19 protein-coding genes, 1 pseudogene and 1 other annotated feature are annotated in these 23,537 nt (G+C 48.5%); of the genes and pseudogenes, 14 read left to right on the forward strand and 6 right to left on the reverse strand.

Annotated features, from left to right (window positions below):
- The first annotated feature begins 951 nt into the window (after positions 1-951).
- Positions 952-1,170: a binding site (T-box leader), on the forward strand.
- Positions 1,171-1,295: 125 nt separating this feature from the next.
- The gene (gene ileS, locus AXX12_RS16785) at positions 1,296-4,397 is read left to right on the forward strand and encodes an isoleucine--tRNA ligase (RefSeq protein WP_066245258.1); all 3,102 of its coding nucleotides are present in this window, start codon (positions 1,296-1,298) and stop codon (positions 4,395-4,397) included.
- Between the two features lie 628 nt (positions 4,398-5,025).
- On the opposite strand, the gene AXX12_RS16795 is transcribed toward ileS, so the two are convergent.
- Genes AXX12_RS16795 through AXX12_RS16820 form a run of 6 tightly spaced genes read right to left on the reverse strand, consistent with a single transcriptional unit; the run spans position 5,026 to position 10,819 of the window.
- Entirely contained in the window at positions 5,026-6,318 is a 1,293-nt protein-coding gene (locus AXX12_RS16795; protein ID WP_066245263.1) for a TolC family protein, read from the reverse strand.
- 13 nt (positions 6,319-6,331) lie between these two features.
- Positions 6,332-7,456 carry an ABC transporter permease gene (locus AXX12_RS16800; protein ID WP_066245264.1) on the reverse strand — a complete coding sequence of 375 codons (1,125 nt, stop codon included), beginning with the start codon at positions 7,454-7,456 and terminating at the stop codon, positions 6,332-6,334.
- Complete coding sequence (locus AXX12_RS16805) at positions 7,453-8,358, reverse strand: ABC transporter ATP-binding protein (protein ID WP_066245265.1); 906 nt, start codon at positions 8,356-8,358, stop codon at positions 7,453-7,455. The genes AXX12_RS16800 and AXX12_RS16805 overlap by 4 nt, the downstream gene beginning before the upstream one ends.
- Before the next feature lies 1 nt (position 8,359).
- Positions 8,360-9,259 (reverse strand): ABC transporter ATP-binding protein, encoded by a 900-nt coding sequence (locus AXX12_RS16810; RefSeq protein WP_066245267.1) that lies wholly within the window; start codon positions 9,257-9,259, stop codon positions 8,360-8,362.
- On the reverse strand, positions 9,256-10,233 hold the full coding sequence (locus AXX12_RS16815; RefSeq protein WP_231881938.1) for an HlyD family secretion protein: 978 nt from the start codon (positions 10,231-10,233) through the stop codon (positions 9,256-9,258). Before AXX12_RS16815 ends, AXX12_RS16810 begins: the two co-directional genes overlap by 4 nt.
- Entirely contained in the window at positions 10,223-10,819 is a 597-nt protein-coding gene (locus tag AXX12_RS16820; RefSeq protein WP_066245269.1) for a TetR/AcrR family transcriptional regulator, read from the reverse strand. Before AXX12_RS16820 ends, AXX12_RS16815 begins: the two co-directional genes overlap by 11 nt.
- Positions 10,820-11,197: 378 nt before the next feature.
- On the opposite strand from AXX12_RS16820, the gene AXX12_RS16825 reads away from it, so the two are divergent.
- The 13 genes and pseudogenes from AXX12_RS16825 to AXX12_RS16885 all read left to right on the forward strand — a co-directional run bounded on the left by AXX12_RS16825 (position 11,198) and on the right by AXX12_RS16885 (position 23,536).
- Positions 11,198-11,818 carry a hypothetical protein gene (locus AXX12_RS16825; RefSeq protein ID WP_066245271.1) on the forward strand — a complete coding sequence of 207 codons (621 nt, stop codon included), beginning with the start codon at positions 11,198-11,200 and terminating at the stop codon, positions 11,816-11,818.
- Between the two features lie 76 nt (positions 11,819-11,894).
- Positions 11,895-12,164 (forward strand): metal-sensitive transcriptional regulator, encoded by a 270-nt coding sequence (locus AXX12_RS16830; protein WP_066245273.1) that lies wholly within the window; start codon positions 11,895-11,897, stop codon positions 12,162-12,164.
- Between the two features lie 94 nt (positions 12,165-12,258).
- The gene (locus AXX12_RS16835; protein WP_066245275.1) at positions 12,259-12,462 is read left to right on the forward strand and encodes a CopZ family metallochaperone; all 204 of its coding nucleotides are present in this window, start codon (positions 12,259-12,261) and stop codon (positions 12,460-12,462) included.
- A 422-nt stretch (positions 12,463-12,884) separates the two neighbouring features.
- Entirely contained in the window at positions 12,885-13,304 is a 420-nt protein-coding gene (locus AXX12_RS16840; RefSeq protein ID WP_231881939.1) for an EamA family transporter, read from the forward strand.
- Positions 13,305-13,471: 167 nt separating this feature from the next.
- Positions 13,472-13,714 carry a heavy-metal-associated domain-containing protein gene (locus tag AXX12_RS16845; protein WP_082816948.1) on the forward strand — a complete coding sequence of 81 codons (243 nt, stop codon included), beginning with the start codon at positions 13,472-13,474 and terminating at the stop codon, positions 13,712-13,714.
- Positions 13,715-13,753: 39 nt separating this feature from the next.
- Positions 13,754-16,192 carry a heavy metal translocating P-type ATPase gene (locus tag AXX12_RS16850; protein WP_461781737.1) on the forward strand — a complete coding sequence of 813 codons (2,439 nt, stop codon included), beginning with the start codon at positions 13,754-13,756 and terminating at the stop codon, positions 16,190-16,192.
- A 218-nt stretch (positions 16,193-16,410) separates the two neighbouring features.
- Positions 16,411-17,565 (forward strand): ParB/RepB/Spo0J family partition protein, encoded by a 1,155-nt coding sequence (locus AXX12_RS16855; RefSeq protein ID WP_074431395.1) that lies wholly within the window; start codon positions 16,411-16,413, stop codon positions 17,563-17,565.
- A 316-nt stretch (positions 17,566-17,881) separates the two neighbouring features.
- Complete coding sequence (gene rsgA / locus AXX12_RS16860; protein ID WP_066245277.1) at positions 17,882-18,961, forward strand: ribosome small subunit-dependent GTPase A; 1,080 nt, start codon at positions 17,882-17,884, stop codon at positions 18,959-18,961.
- 139 nt (positions 18,962-19,100) lie between these two features.
- Positions 19,101-19,376, forward strand: a complete 276-nt coding sequence (locus AXX12_RS16865) for a CD3324 family protein (RefSeq protein ID WP_066245278.1) — start codon at positions 19,101-19,103, stop codon at positions 19,374-19,376.
- Positions 19,377-19,509: 133 nt separating this feature from the next.
- Complete coding sequence (locus AXX12_RS16870) at positions 19,510-20,235, forward strand: SAM-dependent methyltransferase (RefSeq protein ID WP_066245280.1); 726 nt, start codon at positions 19,510-19,512, stop codon at positions 20,233-20,235.
- A gap of 224 nt (positions 20,236-20,459) precedes the next feature.
- Positions 20,460-21,094: pseudogene (locus AXX12_RS16875) on the forward strand (recombinase family protein); the annotation flags it as partial.
- 388 nt (positions 21,095-21,482) lie between these two features.
- The gene (locus AXX12_RS16880) at positions 21,483-22,652 is read left to right on the forward strand and encodes an ABC transporter substrate-binding protein (RefSeq protein WP_197470776.1); all 1,170 of its coding nucleotides are present in this window, start codon (positions 21,483-21,485) and stop codon (positions 22,650-22,652) included.
- 11 nt (positions 22,653-22,663) lie between these two features.
- Positions 22,664-23,536, forward strand: coding sequence for a branched-chain amino acid ABC transporter permease (locus tag AXX12_RS16885; protein WP_066245286.1), 873 nt, complete (start codon positions 22,664-22,666; stop codon positions 23,534-23,536).
- Position 23,537: the final 1 nt, after the last annotated feature.

Here is a 23,537-nt window from a genome sequence, read left to right on the forward strand (position 1 = left end):
AGGATAGGTAGTCGCAGGTTTGCAAAAGCACTCGCTGGAAAGCGAGTGCTTTTTGTTTTTCTACTTTCTTTTACCACTTAGTTCATTATGGTGGCAGTGAGTTCGTCAGCAGTCCGAATACGGCGGTTCCGAAGGTGCAATCAGTATTCAGCTATTTGTGGAGCTAAGGCTTCTTTTCAGAACGCGCCCTTATACGCTGAAAGTACTTGGCTGGTGACGGCCTGGGAGGATAAGTAGTTGCCGGTTACTAAATGACCTACTGATGAAGTAGGTCATATTACTTTTTGTTTCTTTAGAGATAAGTTTAAGCGGTGGCAGTAGGTTAATTGGCACTCCGAACGCGTCGAAGGTGCAATCAGTATTCAGCTATTTGTGGAGCTAAGGCTTCTTTTTAGAACGTTTGGCTGGTGACGGCCTGGGAGGATAGGTAGTCGCAGGTTTACTGAAAAGCACCCACTGGAAAGTGGGTGCTAAGTCTTCTGGCCTTTTTCTTGTACGCCCAGCATGTGCTTACTAATTGGTGAAAGTCCAATACGGGGGTTGCTAGTGCTAACCGTTAGCCTAAGACAAGAGTGTCCGCCGTGAGGTGGAATCTGAAGGAAGCCGGCGGCAAAGATCCAGTCTGAGGAACACGCACCACATATAAGGCATAAGTCTGCGGGCGAGTTTGCAATACAAAACGAAGCCCTATCTTGTAATGCTCATAAAAAAAGTCCGTACCACATCAAAGTGGTGCGGACTCTCTTTTTTTGTTTGATATGTTCTTTGGCAGGACGGAAGCTAAAGACTCCAAGTGAATAAAGCAATGGAGTTAGCTAAAGGATTGCATGACCGGTTTCAGCAGCGGCACTCGTGTGATGTTTATCAATAACATTAGGCGAACCGAGGAAAGTACATTGACACGGTTAACAGCAAGGTATATACTTCTAGTAATATTTAAACAGAATTACCCTAAAGGCTGTGAACAGGAAGAGTATCCATGATTTCCATCCGTACAGAGAGCAGGAGGTGCTGAGAACCTGCCGGAACGATCTGGAGAAAATCGCCTGAGAGCCGATGGCTGAAGCAAGGAGTAAGCCAATCCGTAATCCTGCGTTAAAGGATAAGGTATTAAGATGTACCTGATAACATGGTAAAGGTGGTATAACGGAGCTAAGCTTCGTCCTGACAGGGGCGAAGCTTTTTTGTTTTTAAGATCCCATCAACTATACTGCATTGGCAAACGACACAGGGGTCGGTATCTTCTAATTCTTAACAAAATGGGGAACTATAGGATATGGAAAGGGGTTTCATCAATGTACAAAAAGGTTGAAGCAAAAAATAACTTTGTGGAAATGGAAAAGTCCATATTAGCGTTATGGCAGGAAAAGGACATCATCAAGCTCAGCCTGGCCATGAATGAGGGAAAGGAATATTTTACGTTCTATGACGGTCCTCCCACTGCCAATGGTGCGCCGCATATTGGTCATGTTGTTACCCGGGTAATCAAGGATCTGATTCCGCGCTATAAGGTGATGAAGGGATACCGGGTTTTGCGCAAGGCCGGCTGGGACACCCACGGGCTGCCGGTTGAACTGGAAGTGGAAAAAGCGCTGGGGATATCGGGTAAGCCGGCAATTGAGCAGTATGGCGTAGACGCGTTTGTGAAGAAATGCAAAGACAGCGTATTTACCTATGCCAACCAGTGGAAGGAAATGTCTGAGCGGGTGGCTTTCTGGATTGACATGGAGCATCCGTATGTCACCTATCATAACGACTATATTGAATCGGTATGGTGGTCGCTGAAACAGCTATGGGATAAAGACCTGCTGTATAAAGGGCATAAGATCGTTCCTTACTGTCCGCGCTGCGGCACAGCCCTGTCCTCGCATGAAGTGGCCCAGGGCTATAAAGATGTGAAAGACAACTCGGCTTATGTCAAATTCAAGCTGAAAGATGAAAATGCCTGTATTCTGGTGTGGACGACCACTCCCTGGACGCTGCCCAGCAATGTAGCGCTGGCGATCAATAAGAAATATGATTATGTAGAAGTGCGCAATCAGGGTGAACATCTCATTCTTGCCAAGGAACTTGTTACCCGGCTGGAGGGTGAGTATGAGTTCGTCAAAACCTTTAAGGGGGCAGAACTGCTCAACAAGGAATATGAGCCCTTATTCCGCTTTGTCACGCCCGAAAAAAAAGCCTATTATATCATTCATGGCGACTTTGTCACTCTCAGTGACGGTACCGGCGTGGTTCATATTGCTCCGGCTTATGGTGAAGATGATAACAAGGCAGGGCAGCAATATGATCTGCCGTTGGTCAATCTGGTGGATGCCCAGGGCAAGTTTGTGGAAGAAGTCACTCCGTGGAAAGGTACTTTTGTTAAAAATGCCGATGAAAAAATCATCGAAACCCTGAAAAAAGAGGCCAGCCTGTATAAGACGGAAAAATATCTTCATTCCTATCCGTTCTGCTGGCGTTGTGATACCCCACTGTTGTATTATCCCCGCAACTCCTGGTTTATTAGAATGTCTTCCCTGCGGGAAGATCTCTTGCGTAATAATGAAGCCATTCAATGGTATCCCGATAACGTCAAGAAAGGCCGGTTCGGCAATTTCCTGGAAAACGTGATTGACTGGAGTTTAAGCCGCGAGCGGTACTGGGGGACGCCGCTGCCCATCTGGGAATGTGACTGCGGCCATCGCGAATGCATCGGTAGTATTGCCGAGCTCAGGGAAAAAGGCATCGCCGTTCCCGACGACATTGAGCTTCATAAACCGTATATTGATCAGATAGAGCTTGCCTGCCCGGATTGCGGTAAGGCTATGCAGCGGGTCAGCGAGGTTATTGACTGCTGGTATGATTCCGGCTCCATGCCTTTTGCTCAGCATCATTACCCATTTGAAAACAAAGAATTGTTTGAGAAAAACTTTCCCGCCCAGTTTATATCGGAGGCGGTGGACCAGACGCGGGGCTGGTTTTATACTTTGCTTGCCATCTCTACCGCACTGTTTGGCAAAAGCTCTTTTGAAAACTGCGTAGTACTTGGTCATGTGCTTGATAAAAATGGTCTTAAGATGTCAAAACACAAGGGAAATGTCTTAAATCCGTTTGTTATCCTGGAAAATGAAGGGGCCGATGCGCTGCGCTGGTACTTCTATACAGCCAGCGCGCCCTGGCTGCCATCCAGGTTTTACGAAGACGCCGTGATTGAAGCCCAGCGCAAGTTTTTGAATACCTTATGGAATGTGTACTCCTTTTACGTGCTGTATGCACAGATTGACCGCTTTGATCCGGTTAACCATCAAGGCAGGCCAAGCAGTCATATCATGGACAAATGGATACTATCCAAGCTGCAAACGCTAATCAACAAGGTTGACGGCTACCTGGACAGTTATAAAATAACCGGGGCGGCCGAGTTGATCGAAAAATTTACCGACGAGCTTTCCAACTGGTATGTCAGGAGAAACCGGACACGATACTGGGGAACCGCTATGACAGATGATAAGATTGACGCGTATCGTACTCTCCACACGGTACTGAAAAATCTGGTCATTGTGGCAGCGCCGTTTGTACCGTTTATCACCGAGGAAATTTATCAGAACCTGGTGGTGCGGCTGGACCCTGCGGCGCCGGACAGTGTTCATCTTTGCCAATGGCCTGATTACGATGAGAAACTGGTGGATAAACAACTCGAAGCCGAAATGGAGCTGACTTATCAGATCTGCGGGCTGGGGCGGAGTGCGCGCAACCTGGCCAATATAAAAAACAGGCAGCCTCTTGCCAAAATGCTGCTGAGCACGAAGGATTTGCCAGACTATTATATCGACATCATCAAGGAAGAACTGAATATAAAAGAAGTTATAACGAGTGCCAATATGGCTGAGTATGTAGATTATACCGTCAAGCCCAATTCGCAGGTGCTTGGCAAAACGCATGGGCGTCTGATACCCGGCATTCGCACGGCTATCGCTGCAATGAACCAGATGGACGTGGCGCTGAAAACGGCGGCCGGTCAGAGTATTATGATTGAGGTAGACGGTACCCTTATTCAACTTGACAGTTCCAACCTGCTAATTACGATGAACGGACGGGAAGGCTTCACCTTTGCCGGGGAAGGTGAAGTCGGGGTTGTACTTGATACCCATATTACGGATGACCTCCGCAGGGAAGGCTATGCCAGGGAAGTCATCAGCAAACTGCAAAATATGCGCAAAGACAGTTTCTTTGAAGTCATGGATAAGATCAAGATCTATATGGCGGGCAACCTGCTTCTTGAAGAGGTCGTTATAACATACAAGGACTATATTATGAGTGAAACGCTGGCAGTAGACCTTGTATTTAATCAACCCAGGGAGTATACGGACGTGAACATTAATGGCGAAAGGCTGAAGCTGGCGGTCGAAAAGCTGTAGGCTTTGTGAAAAGAACAGGAAAATGGTGAAAGAGTACGATCGGGTGGTAATCTATGGTCGGCTGTTCGCTGCTTGCGGCGTTTCCGCTTTGCTGCACTCTCCTCATCCGCTCCCGTTCGGCCACCGCTGCGCTTAGAGCCATATCCTGCCGGGTGCCCGTTCGTCAGCCTGGCAGGGGAGCAAACCCGGACGCTCCTTGTCACTCGCGCCCCGGCCTGCCGGAAAATCGGGGTAACGCCGGCGGGACGCCCGACTGGCCCGGCCGAAACACCACCGGCCGGCCCAGTCGGGCGTCCCGCCGGCCGCAAGGAACGAAAACCAGGCCCGAAACCCATGGCACGGCGGGCAACTAAACCGATCCACCGGGCCACCTGCCGCCACTCGCCTGACCGGGTGATAACAGCCGTTCGTTCCCTGTCGCGGCCGCGCCCGTCCTTTAACGTCGAGATCGGTAGGTTCCGCGTCAAAAGGAAAACCAGCAGGAAGAAATTCAAGGAAGCTAAGCGTCTTCGCTGAATGGCTCTACCACAACATGCTCACTGAGATAGGAAGCTTAATCAAGTAATAAAGGCTAAGCTTGTAGGTAAGACCATTAATGTTGCAGCGTGTGCAAAACAAGCCTATCTCCTTAATTGACCGCTACGCCCATGGCCCTGTCAAGCTGGGCCCGGCTGACTTTATGATCATATAAAGCCTGGACATGGTTCGTCTTTGCCTGCGTCAGGGCCAGCTGCGCGTCAATGACATCCAGATTGGTGCCGACTCCCGAGTGATAGCGGACCTGAGCGATTTGGTAGTCTTCTTCCGCCTTCCCGACTGCCACTTTACTTGTTACGATCCGCTTTTCCGCTTCTTTCAAGTTGAGATAGGCTTGGCGGACTTCCAATTCCACGCTGTCCCTGGTATTGCGCTCTTGCGCGGATGCTGCGGCGACTGCGGCATCCGCTTGTTTGACTTTCGATTTGGTCAGACCGGAATCGAAAATGCTATAGTTAGCCGTAATGCCTATTGACCAGTTGTGATTGTGCAATCCCGGAAAGTCTTCGTCATTCCAGCCGGTAGCGGCTGTTGCCGTTACGGACGGCCGGTAGCCGCTCGCCGCGATGTTGACGCTTTGTCCGGCAGCCGTTACGCTTGCTTTGGCTTGCCCTACCTCCGGACGGTGTTTGAGAGCATATTCCACACATTCAGCCAGCACGACGGCAGCCGTTTCATAGCGCAATACTTCCTTTACCACGATTTCGGTGTCGAGAGACAAGCCGAGAACATGATTCAGAGAAGCAAGCGCCAACTGGTGATTGTTCTCTGCCCTGATCAGGTTCTGCTCGGCATCGGCTAGTTCTACTTCTGAGCGCAGGACATCGGTCTTGGCGACCGTACCGGCCTGATGCTGCATTTTTACATTGGCGAGATGCGCCGCCAGCCGGTCAACCGACTCCCGGTTGAGTTCCATCAGATTGCGGGTCTGCAGCAGTTTAAAGTATGCTGTTGTGGCATCCAGCCGGACCTGTTGTTGAGCTTTCTTCACACCTAGGTCCGTAATCTTTAGGTTTACTTTTGCCTGATCGATCAGTCCCTCGGTTTTTCCGCCTGTATAGAGGGGGTAAACCAGGGATATTTTATTGTCAAAATTCGTATTTACTCCAGCATTACTCTTGCTCGGATCAGGCCGGGCGCGGGTCGCCGCATGGCTAAACCCGGCGGAAACCGATTGGCCGGTTTTCGCTTCTTCTACGCCCCAACGGGATTTTTCCCGTTCTTGCTCCGCCACAGTGATGGCTGGGTTATTTTTTAGGGCCAAAGAGACGCTGTCAGTCACAGACAGCTCCAATGGTGCGGCGCTTCCCGCCGCCGCGGCCGCCAGCAGCGCTCCGAAAACACAGCAAGTTACCGAACTCTTCATTCTATGCAGTTCAGTCATACAGGCCGCCTCCTTAGGCAATTTTCTTCTGGAATTTGATGACACTGATTGTTAGCGCCACCAGAATATATACAGTCAGGGCCATCACTTGCGACCACAGGAAGTTGATGCCGATTCCCTTCAACATAATGCCGCGCAGAATCTCTAGATAATACGTGATCGGCAGCAGGTACCCCAGGTGATAAAAGAACGCCGGCATGGCTTCCCGGGGAAACATGAAGCCTGACAGCAGCGTACTGGGCAGAAAAACGAAGAACGCCATCTGCATCGCCTGCATCTGAGTTTTTGCTACAGTAGAAATTAATGCCCCCAACGACAGGGAGGCGACGATAAAGAAGGTGGTAAGCCCATAAAGCAGGCCGATACTGCCGCGCAGCGGGACATCGAAGGCCAGAGCTCCCACTAGCAGCGCCAGAGTCGCTTGTACATAGCCGACGAAGATGTAGGGGATAATCTTGCCCAACATGAGTTCATGCGATTTCATCGGGGTGACGATAAGCTGTTCCAGCGTGCCGCGTTCCCGCTCGCGGACGATAGCCATAGAGGTAATCATCACCATTGTCATGGTTAAGATGATGCCCAAAATGCCTGGCACCATATAGAATGCCGACACGAAGTCCGGATTGTACCAGGGGCGGATGCGGATATCTACAGGCGGAGCGACTTGTTTACCGGTTACCCCCTGCAAACGTTTGACCAGAATCTCCTGGGATTTGATTTGCCCAATCATCTGGGCGGACGCAATCGCGGACGACGCGGCCATGGAATCTGAAGCGTCGACAATCACCTGCACGGTCGCACTGCGGCCATGTTTAAGGTTTTCGGCGTAATCCGGCGGGATGATGATGCCGACCTTGGTCTTGCCTCGCTCAATCGAATCGGTGACTTCCTGAAAATCTTTGGCGGCATATTTGATGTCGAAGTATTCACTTGCCGTCAAAGCGCCCAGAAGGTCCCGGCTGTCCTGCTGCAGCGATTGGTCAAACACAATTGTCGAGAGATGCTTGACATCGGTGTTGATGGCAAAGCCAAACAGCAGGAGCTGAATGATTGGCAGCATCACCATCATCCCGAAGGTCAGACGGTCGCGCCGCATTTGAATAAATTCCTTGGTCAGGAGGGCCCATAAACGCCTCATAAGACCAGCTCCTTGCGTTGTGATTTGACGTAGTAGACAAATACGTCTTCTAAAGACGGCGCTATGACGTTATAGTCATATTCACCGTAAGCGGCCTGTTGCTCGGGCGTAACCAGAACATGGACGGTGGTGCCGTAGGGATACATGTCGAGGTAGCCCATTTGGCGCGCCGCCAGGTCTTCAAATAATTCCATCGGCCTTTCCGCGGGTATTTCGAGCAATAGGCCAGGCAGACCTTGTTTCAAGTTGTCTGGCCTATCATCGGCAATCAGATTGCCTTCATAGATGAAGCCGATTGAGTCGCAGTGCTCCGCTTCGTCCATAAAGTGTGTGGTCACCATAATCGTGGTCCCGACCGCCGCCATCTGGTAAATGATGTCCCAGAACAAGCGGCGCGATTTTGGGTCGACTCCGCCGGTCGGCTCATCCAGGAACAGGATGGGAGGCTTGTGTAAAATGGAGCAGCCCAGCGCCAACCGTTGTTTCCAGCCACCGGACAAATTGGCCGTTATCTCGCGACGATGGTCTTCTAAGCCTGCCATCAGCAGCATTTCTTCAATTCGTTCCGCCTTTTCCGCCGCCGTAAGACTGTACAGCCCAGCGTAAAAAGTGAGGTTCTCCAGCACCGTCAGATCATCATACAGGCTGAATTTTTGCGACATATAGCCGATCTTGGTTTTGATCTCATCCCCCTGGGTGGCGAGGTCAAGGCCCAAAATGCGTCCGCCGCCGGCAGTCGGCGTGAGAATCCCGCACAACATGCGGATGGTGGTGGATTTGCCCGACCCGTTGGGGCCAAGAAACCCGTAGATATTTCCCTGTTTAATTTTTAGGCTGACATTGTTCACAGCAACAAAACTACCGAATACCCGCGTTAAATCAAACGTTTCAACTGCATACACCTTACGCCACCTCACTTGCCAGATTGACGAAAACGTCTTCCAGGGTGGGCGGTATTTCCCGCAGCGCCAGAACCGGAATGCGAGCGGTCGCCAGCGCGGACTGTACTAGCGGGATGGCGACTGCTGCGTCCGCTACCACCAAATGATACTTATCTCCAAACGCGTTCACTTCATGGACCGGACAGCCCGAAAGCGCTTGTTTCACCTGTCTGTCGGCCGCCTGCAGCTCCAGCAGCTGATAGGGATAGGATTGTTTCAAGCCTTGCGGCGAATCGCAGGCCACGATCCGGCCGTGATGCATGAAGGCCACCCGGGTGCACAGCTCTGCTTCGTCCATATAGGGAGTGGACACAAAAATGGTCATGCCTTCCTTGTTCAGCCGGTACAGCATCTGCCAAAATTCGCGCCGCGATACCGGATCGACCCCGGTCGTTGGCTCGTCGAGGAAAAAGACTTTGGGTTTATGCATAAGACCGGCGGCTAAAGCGAGTTTCTGTTTCATGCCGCCGGACAGATTGTCGGCCAGACGGTCCTTAAACGGCAGCAGTTTAGTAAAAGTCAGAATCTCATTGCCGAGTTCTTCCACTCGCTTTCGGGAGGCTCCATACAACGCCCCGATTACCCGGATATTCTCCATCACGGTCAAATCGCCGTATAGACTGAATTTCTGCGGTACATAACCGATATCGCCCTTCACTGCTTCCGGGCGGGTGCTGCCGAGCAGCCGGACCGTACCCGAGTCTGGCGACAGGATGCCGGTAATCATCCGGATGGCCGTGGTTTTTCCCGCCCCATCGGGACCGACCAGACCGAAAATCTCGCCTGACCGCACCGACAGGGAAACGCGATCAACCGCGGTAATAGCGCCAAAGCGGCGAACGGCGTTTTCAAAGACAATCATTGTATTACCACGTCCGCCGGCATCCCGGGTTTTAATATCCCGTCCGCATTTTCGATTTTGACTTTGACGGCGAATACCAGATTGGCGCGTTCGCGCTGCGTGATGCTCTGCCGGGGCGTAAACTCGGCGGTCTGGCTGATTTCCTTGATTTCGCCGCGAAATACTTTGTCCGGGAAGGAATCGACCTTCACATCGGCTGGCTGGCCAACTTTGATCAGGCCCAAATGAGTGGACGGAACGTAGATCTTCACCCAGCAGTCGTTCATATAACCAACGGTAACCAAAGCGGAACCGGGATTAATGTACTCGCCGTTTTCAAAGTTTTTGGTCAGCACCAGTCCGCTGACCGGACTGGCGACCACAGTGTCCTGCACCAGAGCTTTACTTGCGGCCAGCACGGCTTTACTGCGTTCGACCTCCAGACGCTGCGCCTCAATCGCTTTGGGACGGTTTCCGGCATCGCTCAGGCTTAGGCGTTGTTCAAGCGCCTGCATCGAGTTATAAGCCACATCTGTTGCGGAACGGGCTGTATCCAGCTGCTGCTGCGATACGGCGCCCTGTTTATGCAGCGTTTGATACCGTTCATAATCAACCTGTGCTTTTTGGTATACGGAACGTGTCGCGTCCAGATTGGCGACAATCTCCCGCCGCTCCTGGGAGCGCGGCCCTTCTTCCAGGTCGTTTAACTGGGCCACGGCCCGGGCCAGCGCCGCCTCATCGCGCAAAACCTGTGCTTCGAGGTCTGACCGGGAAATGCGGGCGACAACCTGGCCGGCCTTAACCGTGTCGCCGGCTTGCAGGTTGAATTCGGAGATATAGCCGTTGACTTTCGGCATAATGTCCGCTCGGGTGACTTCAACCGTGCCGGTGGCGGTAATCCCCGCCTCCGCCGGCCGCAGAAATTTATACCCGACTGCCGCCGCCAGCAGACTTACTGCCACAAGGGCCACAACCGCCTTTTTATTAATCGCCATGTTTGGTCACCCCATTCAAATAAATCTTCAAGGCATCTTCGAAGTATTGCGCGTCATGCTCTCCCTCCGCCGGCAGGAAATAGCGGCGGAGCGGCCGGGAGATGAAATAGAAGTTCATCATGCCGGCAATCGCGAGCACTGCGTGCGCCGGATTCAGGTCCGCCCGGAACTGGCCGCGGGTAATACCTTCATTGATCGTCTGATGCAGAAACTCATAGATTTTCCGCACCTCTTTCTGAATAGCCTCGAACGCCGGCGTCGGATTGGCGAACTCGCTATACAGAAAGCGGATGATGTACGGGTTTTGCGTATGCGCTGTCAATACTCCCTGGGCATAGGCCTCAATTCGCTCGACTGGCGACAAATGGCGCTCCCTGACACTTGCTATGACTGAATCGACCGACGCGAACTGCTTTTCCAGCACCGCGGCGTACAGACCCTCTTTGCCGCCGAAGTAGTATGAAATCAAGGAGCTGTTCGTTTCCGCCGCCTGTGAGAGTTCGCGGATCGACACGGCGGCGAATCCTTTCTGTGCAAATAAACGCGTTCCGGCAGCCAATAATTTTTCCTGCGCATCCATTTCCATGTTACACCTCGCTAGTTAATGTAAATCACTCGATTGATTAATTTAATCGTTTGATTAAAAAGTAACATACTAATTCAGTTTCAGCAAGCAATATTTTCTAGTTTTGGCGTCCGAAATGTACTTGGGATATCTTTTTTCTCATGGGACATATCATCATCAGCGGAGCATTGAACTCTAGTCACTACAAGAGCACACCTGTTGAAGTCGATGAATATTTCATTCCATTAAGACAATATCCATGACCAATTTTGTAGCAGCAAGTCCTGGACAGTTTATGTAGTAGATATGTGACATCGTGTGTCTATCTTTGTGATTAGCTAAGGTAATATGTTCTTGATAAGCGGGAAAGATATTGCAGAAGAGAGGAGCAATGGCAACTTGAAAAAAGTACTAACATTGTTACTGATCGCATCTTTATTCGTCTTGCCAGGCTGCTACAAGCGTCCAGCGTCCCCACCTCCCCAGGAAAAGGCGATTAACGATGTTCGTATTTATTTTCCTGCCGAGCAAAGCCTTACCTGGATATATGAGGGATCTGGCAATGAGTACGCTGCTTTTACGCGTAAAGTCATATACAAGGAAGATAGCAGAGTGCAGTTAGCACAAGACAACGGCGGTACGCGCCTCGGCATGGTTCTGCAAGTGCTGCCTGAGGCAGTATCAGTAAACTATGTTAGAGAGGAATTTTACACAGATACGAAACTGTTCAGCGAAGCGGCAAACCGTAGCGAGATTTTACTAAAAGCGCCGCTCAAAGCCGGGGCAGTGTGGGAAACCGGTCGGGAACGCCGGGAAGTTATCAGTATTGATGAGACGGTGCAGGTACCAGCAGGTACTTATAGCAATGTGGTAAAGGTAAAGGTCACCAGTCTGACGGCCAATACCGCTAGTGAGAACGTTGAATACTACGCTCCTAACGTCGGACTCGTATTGCGGCAGTTCATTACTGGCAGTGACAAAATCGAATCCCAACTTAAGACGTTGAAACGAACGGATTGACTGAATAATGATATTGGTGTATGATTAATATACTGTACAGGGGTATTGTATAGCATCGGACAGAGGGGGGAAGCGTGTGTTAGTCGACAAGGAGAAAAGCGAACTGAAACAACGTTTGAAAAAAGTGTCCGGCCAGATCAACGGCATTGATAAAATGCTTGATGAGGGACGGTATTGTGTGGATATCCTGCAGCAGATCTTGGCAGCACGGGCCGCACTCAATAAGGTCGGGCTCATGATCCTGGAGAGCCACACACGAAGCTGCGTAGTGAATGCTATCAAGGAAGATCGTACTGAGCAAGGCATTGATGAGTTGATGAATGTCATAAAACAATTTAATAAATAGTCGGCCGGAGACGTTAACCGCAGAGTGCGCAGAGTATGTGGAGGGTGACCAGAGGGTTAGGTAACTCATTTCTTTTCTAAAGGAGGTGAATGTAATGAGTCAAGAAGTTGTCTTAAAAATCGAAGGCATGACTTGCAACCACTGCAAAATGGCTGTTGAGAAAGCGCTCAAAGCAGTCCCGGGCGTTACAGGCGCAGTCGTTGATCTCGAGAAGAAGCAAGCAACAGTCACCGGTTCAGCCAAGCGCGATGAGCTGGTGAAGGCTGTAGAAGAAGCTGATTATACGGTTGTTCAGTAAAGAAGTGACGCAATAAGAAAAGCTGCTGTGAAGCTAAACATTTCCATTAATGAGTTGACTGAGAACTAGGGGGCCCAAAATGAACCAAACTGGCAGAAAACTAGTTCTGCCAGTTTTCCTTTTATGTCAGGTTTTTTTAATAACCTGGCACCGGATTGGGTAGGTAAATTTTTAAAAACAACGAACTATAAAATGTATTCCTCTAAGTAATATCTTGCAACTTTAATGCCAACTAGCATGTCAAATTTCTTGACACTTTTAGAGGGATAATATGAAGTGGCTTACTATCGCGCGTCGGTCACGTTAAATTGTATGGTCTTGGCTCAAACAAAAGCATCAGTGGGCACTACGGCAAATTCACGGGGTATTCGGAAGAGAAGTTGTTGATCAATTCCAAATGAGAGGAAGGAGGATGATGCAAGTTGAACGACTATTTATTCGCAGGTATAGCGATGGTGTTTTGGGGTATTGCCCCGGTTCTGGGGAAATTAGGATTAGGTGATCTCCAACCATTGGCGGCATTGACCATTCGCAGTATGATTATTAGTGTACTATTGATAACATTGGTCACTATTAAGGGGCAATGGGGATTAGTTGCCGGAGCTTCTACAAAAGATATTGCGTTTATTGGTTTGGAGGGGATTTGCGCCGCACTACTAGGCCAATTAGCTTATTATTATGCATTAAAATTCGGTGAGGTAAGCCGCGTATCTCCTATTGTCTCAGCATTTCCTCTTGTTGCTCTTGTGTTAGGTATAATCATCCTGGGAGAAAAGGTAACGATTTATAAAATCATTGCCGGATTATTAATCGTCTCGGGGATAGTTCTTATGCGGTATTAGCGGTTCGCTTTTTCTCGTATGAATATTAATCAATAGAACGGTTTAGCTGTGAAGACAGCTTTTCTTATTGCGATTTTCGTATAGAAAAGTATTGACTAGATGAAAATATTGTCGTATACTCAAACTATACTATACGGGGGTATAGTAACGAGAAGGGGCGATTGACTATGAAAACAGATACCCAAATGACAAATACTCTGAGAATAGACGGAATGAAGTGGTATAACTGTGCTGGGCGAGTGGAGAAGACAGTAAGTTTGTTAGCTGGAGTAGATAAGGTAGCGGTTGATTTGGCTGCAAAGACTGCAATCTTAACGTATAATACGGCGCAAATTGATCTTTCAAGTATCGTGGCCGCAATTGAAAATTTAGGACATGGCTATAAAGTGATCAATAATGAGAGTGAGTAATGCTAGGATATATGATATATCCTAAGCAAAAGGGGTGTGATGATTGTGTCAGCAGATATAAAAAATAAAGATATGCATTCAGCTAACCTGAAAATTTCCGGAATGACCTGCGCCGCCTGCGCCAACCGGATCGAAAAGGGACTGGGTAAATTGGCAGGTGTAGACAAAGCGGCAGTAAACTTTGCCTCAGAGAAGGCTAGTGTTACTTATGATCCTACGCAGGTCAGTTTGCAAGATATTGCAAAAAAAATAGAAGATATCGGCTATAAAATTGTTACCGATAAGGCTGAATTCAAGCTTTCCGGTATGAGCTGTGCTGCCTGTGCGACTCGAATTGAAAAAGGCCTGAAGGGGCTGCCTGGTGTATACAGCGCCGTTGTCAATTTTGCGGCGGAAAAAGCTGTGATTGAATATAATGCGCATGAATTGACTATCGGTCAGATTCAAGAAAAGGTGAAAAAGCTGGGCTATGAGGCCCATAATATTGCTGACGCTAGCGACATCGACCGGGAAAAGAAGGTGCGTGAGGAAGAGATTCGTGGACAACGGTTTCGCTTTATTCTATCGGCCGTTCTTTCTTTGCCGTTACTGTTAGCTATGATACTGCACTCTCTTGGCATTATGGGGAGAATTGGCGATTTCTTGATGAATCCCTATGTGCAATTTATACTGGCCACGCCAGTACAATTTTGGGCCGGATGGCCGTTTTACCGCGGGGCGTATGCCGCGTTACGGAACGGCAGCGCGAATATGGATGTCCTGGTAGCGTTAGGGACATCTGCCGCCTATTTCTTCAGCATTGCCAATATGTTGACAGGTGATCCACATTTATATTTTGAGACATCGGCTATTCTGATCACTCTCATCATCCTCGGCAAACTGTTGGAAGCAACAGCAAAAGGCCGAACGTCTGAAGCCCTAAAAGCGCTGATGGGTCTGCAGGCCAAGACAGCTCGCGTGGTACGCGATGGTGAGGAAGTCGATATCCCTGTTGAATCTGTGATGGTCGGTGATGTCATTGCCGTCCGGCCTGGCGAAAAAGTGCCTGTAGACGGTGTAATTATCGAAGGAACTTCAACTCTAGATGAGTCGATGTTAACTGGTGAAAGTATTCCGGTGGATAAAAAAGTAGGCGATGAAGTCGTCGGTGCGACGATAAATAAACTAGGCGCCTTTAAATTCCAGGCCACAAAAGTCGGCAAAGATACCGCACTGGCTCAAATAGTCCGCATTGTTGAAGAAGCGCAGGGCTCGAAAGCTCCTATTCAGCGGTTTGCTGATGTCGTTTCAGGCTACTTTGTGCCAATCGTTGTCGCCATTGCGGTTTTAACTTTTGCCGGCTGGTACTTTATCTTCGACCCAGGTAATTTTACCCGTGCATTGATTAATTTTACGGCAGTTATGGTCATTGCTTGCCCATGCGCACTTGGGTTGGCTACGCCGACTTCGATTATGGTCGGAACCGGCAAAGGTGCCGAGTACGGTATTCTGATAAAAGGCGCCGAACATCTCGAGAATGCCCATCGTTTGACAACCATTGTTCTTGATAAGACAGGGACGATTACCAAGGGGCAGCCGGAACTTACGGATATCGTTACCTTATCGACATTATCCGATCGGGAGATTTTACAACTGGCGACACGGGCAGAGAAAAACTCTGAACATCCGTTGGCGCAAGCAATTGTAAAATATGGGCAACAGCAAGGCATGTCGCTTGAAGATCCAGAGGCGTTTACAGCCATTCCCGGTCACGGTGTCGAAGCTGTCATTGATGGCAAAAAGCTGCTGGTTGGTACACGCAAATTGGTGCGGGAGAACAATATCGAGATCGAAGCCGCAATTAGCGAGGTTGAACGACTGGAACAGCAAGGCAAAACCGTCATGATCCTCGCTGTCGAACAAGAAATCGCTGGCTTGATTGCTGTTGCCGATACGGTAAAAGAGAATTCTGCTCAAGCAGTCGCAGAATTGCAGAAGCTGGGTATTGAAGTATGGATGATCACCGGCGATAATGAACGCGCGGCTAAAGCGATTGCTGGCAGCGTTGGCATTACTAGTGTCTTGGCAGAGGTACTGCCTGAGCATAAAGCCGAAAAGGTAGAAGCTCTCAAACGCGAAGGAAAGGTCGTAGCCATGGTGGGTGATGGCATCAATGATGCGCCGGCGCTGGCTACAGCTGATGTCGGGTTTGCCATTGGCACCGGAACCGATGTGGCGATTGAAGCGGCTGATATCACGCTGATGCGTGGTGATCTGAACGGTATTGTCGCAGCCATTAAGCTTAGCAAGGCAACCATGCGTAATATTAAACAGAACCTGTTCTGGGCGCTGGTCTATAACACAGTGGGTATTCCGATTGCTGCCGCCGGCTACTTGTCGCCGATGATTGCGGGCGCAGCTATGGCGTTTAGCTCGGTTTCCGTAGTACTCAATGCACTGCGTCTAAAGCGGTTCGTCCCGATTCAGCAGCAGAAATAGCAGCTGTAACATCATTGGCTAAACATCGGTTGACATCGGTACAGGATATAAAAAACTGAAACGGACTGCCAACCTGACATAAGCGCCGCCCTTTAAGGACAAAGGGGCGGCGTTTTTGCGTGGCGGCGAAAGAGAGGGGGAATGCCCCACTACTGCGGGTCTGATTAAACAATCAGGCCCTTTTTTCATGCCCATAATTAAGAAGGAGGTAAAAGCACATGGCGGCAAATGAGCCAAACAAACCGGATAATGTAATCAATATTGATCCGGTCAATAAAACAGCGGCGGAGGAAAAAGCCGCGTCCGATCAGCCCGTGCAGGCTGGCGGCGAGGCCCCTGCCCCAGAAAAGACAGCCGAGCCAGATAAAGCGGCCACGCCCCCAGCCCCGGAGGATAAAGCCCCGGAGCCCGCGAAACAGGCGCGGCGCGGCAGGCCCCCAAAGGCTGAAAAAACGCCCGCCGAGCAGGATGACCGCCCCCCGTGGGAGAAGCCGCTTTCCGAACTGGAACCCCAAAAGAAACAGCGCAAGCCCCGTACACCCAAAGAAAAGGCTTCGGCAAAAGAGGAGGCCCCCGCCCCGGAGCCCGAACAGCCGCCTGTTCCCCGCGACGCTACCCGTAACGGTGAAAAGGAAGAGATTGTATATCTTAATATTTCCGAGCTTTACGCCTTTAAGGATCACCCGTTCGGCGTTCGGGATGACGCTGAAATGAAGGCGCTGGTGGAGAGTGTCAAAAACGGCGGCGTAAATCAGCCCGCCCTTGTGCGCCCCCGTGAGGGCGGCGGTTATGAGATCATAGCCGGGCACAGGCGGCAAAAGGCCAGCGAGATGGCGGGATATGCCAACATGCCCTGTATTGTCCGTAACATGACGGACGACGAGGCCATCCTCGCCATGACCGACGATAACCTGCGCCAGCGTTCGGAGATACTGCCGAGCGAAAAGGCGCAATCCCTCAAAATGCAGGTGGAGGCCATCAAGCATCAGGGGGCGCGGGACGCTTCTGGACAAAATGTCCAGAACAAGGACGCGGGAAAGTGGTCGATTGATATTGTTGGTGAGCGCAACAATATCACCGGGAAACAGGTACAGCGGTATATTCGTCTGACCGAGCTTGTTCCTGATCTAACTAAAGCGATGGACGAAAAAAGGCTCGGCTTCACTTCCGCAGTGGAGCTTTCGTTCATCAAACGTAAAAATCAAAATATGATCGCCGTTTCGCTGGTATCCGGTGAGGAACTCAATAAATATTTTGGCAAGGACAAAACCCCGCAGCAGATGAAGGAGCAGATCATCAAGCTGCTGGACGATTGGAGCGGCAAACAGAAAGAGCTTGCCCCGCCCGTAAAGAAAACCGAAAAAGAAAAGTAAGCACTTCGGGACATTTTGTCCAGAAGCGGCGGGTTTGGGGCAAGGCCCCGACAAGCGTTTCATGGGTATGTATATACACATGAATTGCTTGCCGCTTCGCGGAAAGCCGGAGTAACCGCAATATTCGCAAACGTTTTTCTTTCCAGCGTTTTTGTGGTAAAATGCTGATGAAACATAAAATTTATGTTAAAGGAGATACAGGTTTATGTTCAAATATGGTATATCGGAGATTGTAGCAAGCCGGGAGGTTTGTGTAAATTAGACGATACAAAAACCTCCCATAAGTTATAACTATAACTTTCAGGAGGATAAAAAATTGAATAGAATAGATATGAAAAAATTAGGGTTCACCGATAGGTTTGCGGCTGAATCTACTTTATATAATGGTCTTTATGTTGGGCGTGTTTTTTCTCAATCGAAAGATTTATATAAGGTAATGTGCGAAAACGGTGAAATGATGGCCGAGGTGTCCGGTAAATTTCGTTTTGAAGCGAAAACGCTATCTGATTTTCCGGCGGTAGGCGATTTTGTCATGCTTGACCGGGATGTAAGCGCAGACGGGAACGCCATTATTCATCATGTGCTTTCAAGAAAAAGCGTCTTTATCAGAAAGGCGGCAGGAACATCAAACGACGAGCAGGTTGTGGCGAGTAATATCGACACGGTTTTCATATGTATGTCGCTGAATAACGACTTTAATCTGCGTAGGTTGGAGCGTTACCTGTCCATCGCTTGGGATAGTGGAGCGGTTCCCGTTATCGTTTTGACTAAATCGGATTTATCTGACGATGTGGAACAAAAACTCCATGAAGTGGATACTGTCGCCGTTGGCGCCGATGTTCTTGTTACCACGGCCATGCATGAGGACGGCTATTTCCAGATAATGCGGTATATTAAAGACGGCCAAACAATCGCGTTTATCGGTTCATCAGGCGTTGGCAAGTCTACTCTTATCAATCGCTTAATTGGAGAAGATAAGCTGGATACCAAAGGACTTAGAAATGACGATAAAGGGAAGCACACGACCACAAGGCGCGAGCTTATTTTGCTAAAAAATGGCGGCATAGTCATTGACACGCCGGGAATGAGAGAGCTTGGCCTGGAAAGTGCTAATCTGTCTAAAACCTTTGCAGATATTGACGAGCTTGCGTTTATGTGTAAATTCCATGATTGTAAGCACGCCAGCGAACCGGGTTGTGCGGTGCAAAAAGCGATTTGCGACGGTACTCTTTCCGTCGAAAGGCTTTTAAGCTATCAAAAACTAAAGAAAGAGGCAAAATACGAGGGTCTTAATTTCAAGCAAATTGAAACTACGAAGCTGAATGAAATGTTTAGCGGTGTAGGTGGTATGAAGAACGCCCGAAGGTTTGCAAAAGGTAAAAGTCGGGAAAGGTAAAATCTTTAAGAAAGGAGATTGGCTTATCATCCTATATTATTTGGAGTCGGTGTTATGCGGAGCAAAGGCTATCGCATAACAAACATGCTGTGAGATAGCCTTTGCTCAATCCTAAAACTACAATTTTAGGAGGAGCATAATGGGCTACAAGAACGCAGTTAGTGTATTTCCCGCCGATTTGTTAGAAGCAATACAACAGTATATTGACGGTGAATATATTTATATCCCACGAAAGGCAGAGAATAAAAAACGGTGGGGGAAAGTAAAAAACAGCAGGCAATATATTCAGGAACGCAACGAGATAATTTTTTCCCAGTATCAAGACGGTATTTCGGTTGAGGATATTGCAAGCTGTAATTACTTATCACCCAAAACAATCTACAAAATATTGGTTGATATGAAAAGTCAATGCTAAAGTGAGAGCGACATGGTGATTTTGCCGTGTCGCTTTTTTGTTTCTGAATTATCTTGTAGGGTGCATTGTAATAATATAACTACTATAATTGATTTATAGCAGCAAGATAAAGGATTAACGGAGGAAGAATATTATGTACACATTTACAAATCAATTTATTTCCAGTCAGAATAACATGGAATTTTTGAAAGCTACCATGATGGGGCCTAATGCCATGCGAGTAGCAGAGGAATTAGCGTCATGCCTAAACGTCAATGAGAATATGCGTATACTTGACCTCGGTTGTGGGTGCGGTCTTTCCACGCTCTTGCTGACACAAAAATACGGCGCAAAAGTTTTCGCCGCCGACTTGTGGATTTCACCGACTGAAAACTATGAGCGTTTCAAATCTATCGGGATTGACGATAAAGCCGTTCCGATTTCAGTAGACGCGACCAAAGGATTGCCTTTCGCAAACGGATATTTTGACCTGTTGTTTACTGTGGACGCTTACCATTATTTCGGTGATACGGCGGAAATGCTCCCGTCGCTCATTCCTTTTGTGAAAAAGGGCGGCTATATCGCCGTGGCTATTCCCGGCTTAAAATACGAATTTGGGAAAAATGTTCCCGATGATATGCAGCCGTTTTGGAATAGCGAGATGGAAAGAACCCTGCACTCTCTTGATTGGTGGAAAGATTTGTGGAAGAGGGCCGAGGGCATTGAAATGGTGGACAGCTGCGAAATGGCCTGTTGCAGACAGGCGTGGAAAGAATGGCAGACCGGTTATCATCCCATTGTCGCTGAGGACATCAAAATGATGGAGGCTGAGGGCGGAAAGTATTTTAATCTTGTTCAGTTGATTGCTAAAGTCATTTGAATGGCGACCACATAATAAGAATCCTGCCGCTTGACGGTCAACAAAAAAACAGTGCGGCGGCGGGTCATTCTCCATGCCTAACTGACTGACCTCTGGACATTTTGTCCAGAAGCGGCAGAACGGCAAAAAAAGCGGACGGTTTAATCACCGTCTGCTTTTTTTGCCCCCTTTTCACGTTGCAAAGCCCGGATATACGCCCATGCTGTTTCCATGAAAACCGGCCGGAACTGATACGCGATATTGAAAAGGGCCTGATTTCAAAGGTTGTCGTTTACAAGCTGGACAGGATCAGCCGTTCCATTCTGGACTTTGCGAATATGATGGAGTTATTCCAAAAATACAACGTCGAGTTTGTATCGTCCACGGAAAAGTTTGACACAAGCGCTGTCATAGGCGGGTGGATAACATCGAAAGCTGTGAGGGTTGCGGTACGCTCCGAACAGATGAGTTTGAACAATCCATCTATACGCAAATGGTAATTAAAATGGCTGAGTTTCAAACTTTAACCGGCGGCGATCCCGCGAAAGCCAATCCAAAGCTGACCGCGCTGAATGTGCAGCTTGCACAGGCCGAGGCCGAGATTGAAAAGCTGATAAACGGCTTGATGGGCGCGAACACCGTTTTGTTGTCCTACGCCAACGGCAAAATCGAGGAACTGGATGCGAAGCGGCAAACGATTATGAAGGAGATAGCCGATTTAAGCGCCGAGGCCGTTTCCCCGGATAGGATAGCCCGGATTTCCGAGCTTCTGGATAACTGGGACAATATCAGCTTTGAGGACAGGCGGGAGGTTGCCGACGGTATGATTTCCCAAATCAAGGCCACAAACGAGGATTTAGACATCGTTTGGAAAATCTGATTTTTTTACGTCATCTTTGTACCGTTGTTAACCGATGTAATAGTCAGTTGATAGTTTTTATATTGACCCACTGGTAATGTTGTTGACAGCAGAAAATTGATGTAGTATAGTTTGTTTAACATAACATTACGTTGCTGATCAGATAACTGAAGGCAAGACGAATCTTTCGTCTTGCCTTCAGTTATTTTTTTGTTGAAGAAACTGATCAAATCGCTATTACATTTAAAAGGGAGTTGATTAACGGGAGTAATAGTCGGAAAAATGGCAAGAACCGATTTAACAAAAGGGGGTAATGACGGGAAGTCTTCTGCAAATCTTGATTCACAGTGCTGCTATTATATTCTACATACGAAATAAGCGGATAAGTATTTGAATAGGAGAGATGATTATGCCAAACACAAAATTAAAGTTATCTTTTGTAGTTTCTATACTGGCACTATTGCTGATCTTTGTGACTGGATGCAGCAAGCAAGAAACCAAGGCGGAGAAAAAAGGCGAGGAGGATTTTTACATCGGTGTTAGTGCTCCCTTCACTGGTGACAATGCCGAATATGGGGCGCAGTGGAAACGCGGCTTTGAAATTGCACTGGAGGAGATAAACTCCAAAGGCGGCATCAAGGGGAAACAACTCAAATTGATTTTTGAGGATAGCCAAAGCGACCCTAAACAGGCGGTAAATATAGCACAGAAATTTACTAAAGATAATAGGATCTTGGCGACACTCGGAGATTTTACAACTCCGGCGACATGGGCAGCTTCGCCGGTTTATCAGAGTGCAGGGCTGGTTCAGTTGGCCGTTACGCCATCGCATGTTGAACTTACCAAACCCGGCGACTATATTTTTCAGTTGAATGCAACCGATTATGACAGGTCAAGATGGTTGGTTGAAGTTGCAGTAAACCGTTTCCATCCAAAGAAAGTGGCATTGCTATATTTGAACAATGACTATGGCAAGGGTGGCAGGGACAATATTAAAGATTTGTTCGCTAAGAAAAATGTTGAAATAGTTGCCTCTGAGACGTATTTGGGAACAGATAAAGACTTTAAGGCACAGATTACAAATATTAAAGCTGCCAATCCCGACTTGATCGCGCTTGTTTCCTACTATACTGATGCCGCGGCCATTGCGAAACAAACGCGTGATCTGGGAATTAACGTACCGTTTGTTGCTTTGCCGTCAGTCCACAATCCTTCGTTGTTAAGTCTGGGCGGCAGTTCTGTGGAAGGCCTGACAACCCTAGCTCTGTTTAACTTGGAGAAACCTTCTCCTGTTCTGAAAAATTTCATTGAAAAACATAAGGCGAAATTTGGCGGGAAAGATGTTGATAGTTTCACCGTGCTTGCGTATGATGCAGTGAAGCTTTTGGCTAATGCTATTGAACAGAGTGACGGAAGCAGAAAATCCATACGTGATGCACTGGCTAAAACCAAGGATTTCCCGGGTGCATCCCAAGAAAAAATAACATATAGCGATAAGCGTCAGTTGGAAAATGTCGTGTTATATCCAATCATTGTTAAAGACGGTAAATTTGTACCGGTGCCGGCGCTGACGAACTAATGAGGTGCTAAATGATTTTACAGCAGTTAGTAAACGGATTGGCCCTTGGCAGTATGTATGCGCTGCTTGCCGTAGGTTTTTCGCTGATATGCGGAATCATGCGCATGATCACCTTCGCTCATGGTGAGGTATTCATGATCGGCGCATATGCGGGCCTGTTATCGGTATTTCTTTGGGGTAATAATTTATTGATCGGCTTTCTGATCGCTGTTTTGGTGGCCGCGGCGCTTGGCTTACTTACCGAGCGCCTGGCTTTCAGGCCATTTATTGGCGGTTCTGACCTGACACCAGCGTTAATTACGATTGGCCTGTCGATTATGCTGCAGGATATTGTCTTACTGGCGGTAGGGGCGGATACCAAACCGTTCCCGGTAAAATTGGATATTTTTCGCTTAAATATTGGCGATACGGTTATTTCCGGACTAGACATTTTGGTGTTGAGCGCATCGATACTTCTTATCGGATTATTGCATTTGTTTATTTACCACACCCGTTGGGGACTGGCCCTGCAGGCCACGGCGCAAAACAGGGATGCTGTCAGTCTGATGGGCATTCGCCCGACTTTGATTATGGCTATGGCATTTGCTATTGCATCTGCTCTTGCGGGAGCAGCCGGTATTTTGGTTGGAGTATATTACAATGCTTTCTATCCGAGAATGGGTGTAATCATGTCGTTAAAAGCCCTGTCAGCGGCAACTCTCGGCGGAATCGGCAATCCATCCGGGGCCATACTTGGCGGGCTGCTTCTGGGCATACTGGAAAGCTTGGCTGTGGCCATAGTATCGACCAGCTACAAAGATGTTATTGCCTTTGCCATCCTTATTGCTGTGCTGTTGATTCGGCCTCAAGGCTTATTAGGTAAAGCACAGGGGGATAGAGCATGAA

It is taken from the genome of Anaerosporomusa subterranea (assembly GCF_001611555.1).
Classification (GTDB): domain Bacteria; phylum Bacillota; class Negativicutes; order Sporomusales; family Acetonemataceae; genus Anaerosporomusa; species Anaerosporomusa subterranea.